6 protein-coding genes are annotated in these 7,446 nt (G+C 64.5%); 5 read left to right on the top strand and 1 reads right to left on the bottom strand.

Annotated features, from left to right (window positions below; genetic code table 11):
- Window positions 1–94: 94 nt before the first annotated feature.
- The 5 genes from VGV13_07080 to VGV13_07060 all read left to right on the top strand — a co-directional run bounded on the left by VGV13_07080 (window position 95) and on the right by VGV13_07060 (window position 6,099).
- Window positions 95–3,469, top strand: a complete 3,375-nt coding sequence (locus VGV13_07080; GenBank protein HEV8640842.1) for an RHS repeat-associated core domain-containing protein — start codon at window positions 95–97, stop codon at window positions 3,467–3,469.
- Window positions 3,466–4,170, top strand: coding sequence for a hypothetical protein (locus VGV13_07075; GenBank protein HEV8640841.1), 705 nt, complete (start codon window positions 3,466–3,468; stop codon window positions 4,168–4,170). The genes VGV13_07080 and VGV13_07075 overlap by 4 nt, the downstream gene beginning before the upstream one ends.
- A gap of 107 nt (window positions 4,171–4,277) precedes the next feature.
- On the top strand, window positions 4,278–4,784 hold the full coding sequence (locus tag VGV13_07070; protein HEV8640840.1) for a redoxin domain-containing protein: 507 nt from the start codon (window positions 4,278–4,280) through the stop codon (window positions 4,782–4,784).
- The gene (locus tag VGV13_07065; GenBank protein ID HEV8640839.1) at window positions 4,781–5,323 is read left to right on the top strand and encodes a TlpA disulfide reductase family protein; all 543 of its coding nucleotides are present in this window, start codon (window positions 4,781–4,783) and stop codon (window positions 5,321–5,323) included. Before VGV13_07070 ends, VGV13_07065 begins: the two co-directional genes overlap by 4 nt.
- Window positions 5,324–5,370: 47 nt before the next feature.
- The gene (locus VGV13_07060) at window positions 5,371–6,099 is read left to right on the top strand and encodes an Ig-like domain-containing protein (protein ID HEV8640838.1); all 729 of its coding nucleotides are present in this window, start codon (window positions 5,371–5,373) and stop codon (window positions 6,097–6,099) included.
- Between the two features lie 285 nt (window positions 6,100–6,384).
- On the opposite strand, the gene VGV13_07055 is transcribed toward VGV13_07060, so the two are convergent.
- A complete protein-coding gene (locus VGV13_07055) occupies window positions 6,385–7,413 on the bottom strand; it encodes an integrase core domain-containing protein (GenBank protein HEV8640837.1) in 1,029 nt (342 codons plus the stop codon).
- Window positions 7,414–7,446 lie beyond the last annotated feature (33 nt).

The following is a 7,446-nucleotide window of genomic DNA, read 5'->3' as shown; positions in this document are numbered from 1 at the left end:
CTTCTACAGTTACGAGTCGGCCCCGACCCTCGACCCCAACTCCAACCAGTGGAAGCAGATCGGGACCGGCACGATCAGTGAGGACGGGGCGATCATGGTGCCTGACGCCGGCGTCTCGCTCACCAAGTTCTGCTGCTGGGCGTTCTTCGGGTGCACGCTGAACGCGGAATATGACGACCCGGGTCCGCCGGACGACCCGCTGGGCCAGGGTGCCGAGCCGGTCGATCTGGCGACCGGGCAATTCCTCCTCACGGCCACGGATCTGGTGCTGCCGGCGCGGCTGCCCATCGTGATCCAGCGGGGTTATTACAGTCGGCGGGGTGGCATCGGCGGCGCCTCGCCGGGCCCCTTTGGCTTCAAGACCACCTTCAACTTCGAGAAAGAGGTGCAGCCCTTCGGCACCGCCCTCGGCTACATCCAGCCCACGGGGCGGACGGACCTCTTCCAGCGCCAGGCCGATGGCACCTTTCAGAACCTCCGCTTCCCCTTCCTGCGCGGCATCGTGCTCACCGTCGCCCCTGACAGCACGCGCGCCATCCGCTTCAAGGACGGCAGCCTCGAGCGCTACTCCGCGACCGGCCGCCTCATCGAGCAGCGCGACCGCTTCGGCAACGCCATCACCATCCAGCGCGATGGCGTCGGCAACATCCAGACCATCACGGCCCCCGACGGCCGCCAGCTCCGGGTCACCTACGACACGAGCGGCCGCATCGTCACCATCACCGATCCCCTCAACCGGACCGTCAGCTACGCCTACGATGGCTTCGGGCGGCTGGCCTCCGTCACCAACCCTGCCGGCGGCATCACCCGCTACACCTACGACCTCAGCCACCGGCTCCTGACCATCACCGATCCCCGCGGGACCACCTTCCTGACCAACGTCTACGATCCCGCGGGGCGGGTCGTCCAGCAGACCCAGGCAGATGGTGGCATCTGGCGCTTCGCGTATACGACTGTGGGGAGCACCATCACCGAGACGCGCCTGACGGACCCCCGCGGGAATACTTCTGTGACCCGGTTCAACGGCGCGCGGTATGTGGTCGAGCAGGTCGACGCGCTCGGCCAGGTCACCCGCTTCACCCGGGACCCCCAGACGAACGTCCTGCTGACGACCACCGACCCACTGGGGCGCACGACACGCGTAACCTACGACACCAACGGAAACGCAGCGAGCATCACGGATCCGGCGGGCAACGTCACGAGCTCCACGTACGAGCCGGTGTTCAACAAGGCGACCAGCATCACCAACCCGCTCGGTAACGTCATTCGCTTCGAGTACGACCTCCAGGGTAACCTTACAGCGGTCGTCGACCCACTGGTGGCTCGGACGACGATCGCGTACAACGCGTTCGGCCAGCCGGTTCGCACGACAGATCCGCTGGGCAACACGACGACCTTCACGTACGACGCGACCGGCAACGTCGCGACGATTGCTGACCCCCTCGGCAATAGCACCCGCAGGGAATATGATGCTGTCTCCCGTCTCGTGAAACAGATCGACCCGCGCGGCAAGCTTACGACGTTCGCCTACGATCCGTTGAACCGGCTTAGCCAGATTGTTGACGCGACCGGTGGGGTCACCCGGATGAGCTACGATGGCAACGGCAATCTGCTCACCGTCACCGATGCTCGCGGCAATACCATTACTCATACCCACGACGCGATGGATCGGCTGGCGACGCGGACGGATGCACTTGGGCGAATCGAGCGGTTCGAGTACGATGCTGCAGGAAATCTCATTCGCCACACAGATCGAAATGGCCGGGTTACTGTGTACGCCCACGACGCCGCCGATCGTCGCGTCGCCGCCACCTACGCTGACGGGGCCAGCACGATGTTTACCTATGACGCGGCCAACCGTGTGAGTCAGGTGGCCGACTCGGCGGGAGGCACGGTCATCAACCAGTATGACGCGCCGGGCCGGCTGGCCGCGAAGCTTGGTCCATTCGGTACGGTGAGCTACCAGTACGATGCCCTGGGCCGGCGAACGCGCTTCGACGCCCCCGGCCAGGCTCCCACCACCTACGGTTATGACGCGGCCTCGCGGCTGACCCAGATCACCCAGGGCGCCCAGATAGTCAGCATCGAGTACGACCCAGCCGGACGACGCGCTCGGCTCATCCTGCCCAACGGCGTCTTCACCGACTATCAGTACGATGCGGCTTCACGCCTAACCGCGCTGATCTATCGCAACGCCGCAGGCCCCCTCGGCGACCTAAGCTACCAGTACGATCCGTCCGGAAGTCTCGTGCAACTCGCGGGCTCCCTGGCGCGAACGCTCCTGCCCGAGCCGGTGACGACAGCCGCGTACGATGCTGAGAACCGCCAGCTCAACCTCGGCGACAAAACGCTCAGCTACGATGGCGCCGGCAATCTCACGTCGCTCACCGATCCCGCTGGGCTCACGACCTACACGTGGGACGCGCGCAACCGGCTGGTGGGGCTCGCCGGCCCCGGCATCAACGCCTCCTTCGCGTACGACGCGTTCGGCCGCCGTCTAAGCAAGACCGTCGACAGCACCACCACTCACTATCTCTATGACGGTCCAGATATTGCCCAGGAAGTTCGAGACCTCGGCCCCGTCGGGTACCTCCGCCTACTTGGAATCGACGCACCGTTGGCTCGGAACGGCGAGGAGTTTTATCTGGCCGATAGTCTTGGCTCCATCGTCGGCATCACGGACGTGACGGGGTCAGTTGGCACGCGGTACATATACAACCCTTTCGGGAGCACAACGGCAGAGGGCGCTGCCTCAGAGAACGCCCTCCAGTTCACAGGCCGTGAGAACGACGGGACCGGGCTCTACTACTATCGCGCTCGCTACTATGCCCCCGCGCTCCACCGGTTCCTGAGCCAGGATCTCGTCATGCGCCTTGGGGCGAATCGCTATGTTTATGTCCAGAACACGCCGCTCAACGCCATAGATCCGTTTGGGCTCGATACGATCATCATTCATGGTGGGTCGCCCTCAAAAGGACCTGGGGGAGCGAGCCGTTTCTTGGGTGGGAATGAGGGACTGCGAAATCTACAGCAGGATTTGACGCTCCGGCAAGAGCCCGTGGCGATCTTCAATAGTGGACAACAAAAGGACATTGTGGAACTGGCCAAGAGGATTCAGGCCGCTGGACGTCCGCTCTTCATCGTCGGCCACAGCCTCGGCGGCCAGCGTGCACTGGCAGTTGTGAACGAACTGCTCAATGCTGGCATCACACCCGACCATGTTTTCACCATCGACCCGTTCATCGCCAATGATACGATGGCGCCACCGGGTGGTCCGCTTACCAACTTCTATCAAATGCAAAGCTTCATCAATGGACGGCCCATCATAGACGCGACCAATATCCAAATCTCTGGCGCAGGAGTCGGGCACTTCAGCATTACCAACCACCCTCTCGTTCGAAACACCATCGTAAACACGATCACTGGAGGATTGCAGGCGGAGGCTCCATCCCCAGGAGGACGATATTGACCGTTAAGACGTTCCTGCTCCACATCCTGACCGTGTGTGTAGCCCTGCTCGGTCAAGCCTGCCTTCTCGACATCCCGCCCCGCCGGGCGCCACTGGATGAATTATGGAAGCAATGGATGTTGGAAGGCCACTACGGTCGATGGAAAGATGGTCAGGAAGTGCCTTGGGACCGGTCCCGCAAAGATACGATCCACTCCTATCCCGAGGGCGCTGCACGCACAGAGTATGGAATTGACGTCAGTGAGACCCGCTCCACGAATGCCGGCTGGCATCTCGCCGGTGGATTGATCGGGCGAATTTATGTATCAGATCGAAGTGTCGAGCTCTTTGCGAAAGAGACGACGAGAGTCCACGGACCTACTTACACTGCGGCCGTAGGCCGAGACCACACCTACGAGTTCTTCTTGGTCGTAAGACCGGGTAGCAACAAGCTGGGACAGCTTATCAGGCAGTGGCGCTTCCAGCCGGAAGAGCTAGCGCTGAGTGGTGATCCTACCGACCCCGCCATCTTCCAGAAAAGTACGCGGTCTCGAGTAGACATCGAGGGCATTCTTCATCTACCCCGTGGGGCCTATCCGCGGCACTTTCTCGATGGTCACCTGGACTTCGACCCGAGCACCAAGATCGCAACGGTCACGGTCACCGGCCTCAAGCGTCCTTTTCATGAGCACGTCAGTCTCTCGAATGGGCTTCAGCCCTGATCCCTGGTCAATCTCCTCAAAGACCCACCCCTCGATTCAGGTGGTCTTACGCGCCAACACCCGTGATTACGAGACACCAGCTCAGTACGGGGCTTTTGATCGGCACAATGCTCAGCCTCATCCTCGCCGGCCCCGCGACCGCCCTCGAAGTTGGCCAGCGCGCGCCGGACTTCACGCTCGCCGCACCGGGCGGCAAGCTGGTGACGCTGGCCGATCTCCTCGCCAAGGGGCCGGTCATCCTCTACACCTTTCTCGATGCGGCCAACAAGACCTGTATCGACGAGATCGGGGGCTTTCAGAAACACCTCGCCCAGTTCGAGGCGGCCGGTGTTCAAATCGTGGGCGTCAGCTCCGATCACGTGGCGAACCTCGACGCCTTCATCCGGGCCAACAAGATCACGCACCTGCTCCTATCGGACTATCGCCGTCGGATGCTGCCGGCCTACGGGGCCCTGGTGACCGACGACAGGAGCCTCATCGCCCAGGAAGGCAAGCGCTCGTACTTCATCATCGACCGCCAAGGGATCATTCGCTACCTCAAGACCGAAGACAATGCCCTCGAGCGGCTCAAACCCGAGGAGTTGCTGCGGGCCTTCAAGGAGTCCGGCGCATGATCAAGCCGATCGTCATCTCCAGTCTCGTCCTGGCGTTCCTCACCGCGTCGGCCGTGGCCGCCGGGCCTGATTTCCAGAGCGTGCGGGTCCAGCGCTACGATCCTCCCAAGCCGGCCCCGGACTTTACGTTGACCGACCTGCAGGGTAAGCCCGTGCACCTGGCCGACCTGCGGGGCAAGGTGGTGCTGCTCTTCTTCTGGACGACGTGGTGACCGGACTGTGGGAAGGAGTTACCTTCCGTCAACGCGTTGTACCAGGAGTACGGGGCGAAAGGCTTCGAGGTGGTGCAGATCAGCTTTCGCGAGAATCCTGACCTGGTGAGACGGACTGTGCAGGAGCGCGGGTATGTGGCTCCGGTCCTCCTGGACGAGCGTGGCGATCTGACCGGCCGGGTCTATGGCGTGTGGGGCCCGGGCACGAAATACTTCGTCGACCGCAAGGGCCGCGTCGTGGGTCGGCATGTGGGACCCAACGACTGGAACACGCCCGCCGGCCGCGCCTTCATTCAAGCGCTGCTCGAGACCGATAGCAAGCCCTAAGCGTCCGAGCGGCGAGCGACGCCACGGGCGGTGCCCTCGGCACGCCCGTGGTGTTCCTCGACACCGGGCTCCAGCAGCCGGTGGGGCTCATGCAGCCCGGCCAGTTCGCGCTGGTCACCGGCCTCTACGCCGGCTTCCGGGAGGCGAGCGGCCCCGCGGATCCCGTCAAGCGCACCATCGGCAAGGTGCGTCTGGACGCCACGCTGACCTCGTTCGCCGACCACCTGGGCGACCCGCGGGGCCTCAGCCTCGGTCCCGACGGCTCGCTCTATCTGGCGGATGGCACCGCCGGCCGCCTGCTCCGCTTCCGCGCCCCGGCGCCCCCGCTGCTCGACCCGCTGCCGGCCTTCACCAACCAGCCCACGATCACGGTGACGGGCACCGCTGATCCCAGCCTCCGCATCGACATCGTCGTGCTGGTCAATGACGTGGTGACGACGGTCGTCACGGGGACCACGGATGCCACCGGGCGCTTTTCGCTCGTCGTGCCGCTGACCGCGAACGCCACCAACACGCTGGCCGTCTTCGCCACGCCCAGCGGGGGCAATGGGCTCAGCTCGGTGCCCACGACCGTGAGCCTGACCCACACCACCGCCTCCCCCGCCGTCGCGCTGCTCCAGCCGGCGCCAGGGGCCTTCGTGCGTCAGGCCATCACGCTCACGGCCCAGGCTACGGACTCGACCGGGGTCGCGTCCATCACCTTCGTCCTCGACGGCCGCAGCCTCGCCACCGTGCTCAACCCCCCCCCACGAGCTTCACGGCCAGTACGACGCTGAACACGACCACGGTGGCCGACGGGGCACATTTCCTCACCGCCGTGGCCCAGAACCGGGCCGGCACCACCCGTCCTTCGCCAAAACCGCTCCCGACTCGGTTGACGACGACCCATGCTCTCGCGACAGGCCCGGAACGCCAGGAGACTGTAGACAGCGGGTCGGAGGCAGGGCAGTCGGCAGCTTGGGGCCATAGGCCCGCCACGGAAAGAGGTGGAGCTCGAGGTGGGACGGCGAGCGGGGTGCCGGGCGTGGCGGGTGGGGCTGGACGGAGCGGGTGATGCGAGATCAGGCCGCCCGCCGGACGTAGCGATGATGCAGGCCACCGACTTCGGGAATCTGGACGACCATGCCGAGCTCCGGCCGCTCGATTGGCCGTCTATCGGGTGCATCTTTGTCGAGCGAGAGATGAGTTCGCGCCCGGTGATAGTACGCGAAGTAACGGGTCAGGATGCGGCGCAGGTGCGGTTCGCCAAGGACGAGGACATGATTCAGACACTCGCGCCGGATCGAGCCGATGAGCCGCTCCGCGAAGGGATTCTGCCACGGGCTGTAGGGCGCTGTCAGGACTTCACAGATCCCCATGCCCTTCACTCGTTGCCGGAACGCGTGACCGTAGATACTGTCACGATCGCGGAGGAGATAGGCCGGCGCGGAGTCGTCCGGGAAGGTGTCGACGACCTGCTGGGCGGTCCAGGCAGCGGTGGGATGCTCGGTGACGTTGCAGTGGAGGACACGACGGCGATGGTGGGCGAGCACGACGAGGACGAAGAGGACGCGCTGCTGCGCGGTAGGCACCGTGAAGAAATCGACAGCGACGAGGTCCCGGACACGGTTGGTCAGGAACGCCCGCCAGGTCTGGGAGGGTGGTGAGGGCCGTTTGGGGATCAGCCGAGAGACGGTGCGCTCGGCCACGTCGAGGCCGAGCTTCAGGAGTTCACCATGGATTCTCGGGGCGCCGCAGAGCGGATTGGCCGCGGCCATTCGTATGACAAGGGCCTTGATCTCGGCGTTGACGGGCGGACGGCCCACGGTGGACCGGCCGGAGAGCTTGGTCCAGTGCTCGCGGAAGCGGCGCCGCTGCCAACGCAGGACGGTGTCGGGGGTAACGATCACGAGGGACTGCCTCCACCCGGCCCAGACCCTGGCCAGCCAGATCCAGAAGAGACGATCAGTCGTGCGAAGCTTGGGCCGGGTCGCCGTTCGCTTGTACACGGCGAGCTGGTGGCGCAAGGCGAGGTTCTCCAGGGCGAGCTGGCGGTGGCCGCTGCAGAGGAAGGGGAGGAGTCGAAGCAGGTGGAGCAGGAGGGTGATCATCGAGCAGGGATTGTCTACCGGATCAGAGCCGAC

This window comes from Candidatus Methylomirabilota bacterium, from assembly GCA_036001065.1.
In the GTDB taxonomy this organism is placed as follows: Bacteria; Methylomirabilota; Methylomirabilia; order Rokubacteriales; family CSP1-6; genus MNEF01.
The sequence above is the reverse complement of the archived record's forward strand: the minus strand, read 5'-3'. Positions and strand labels throughout refer to the sequence as shown.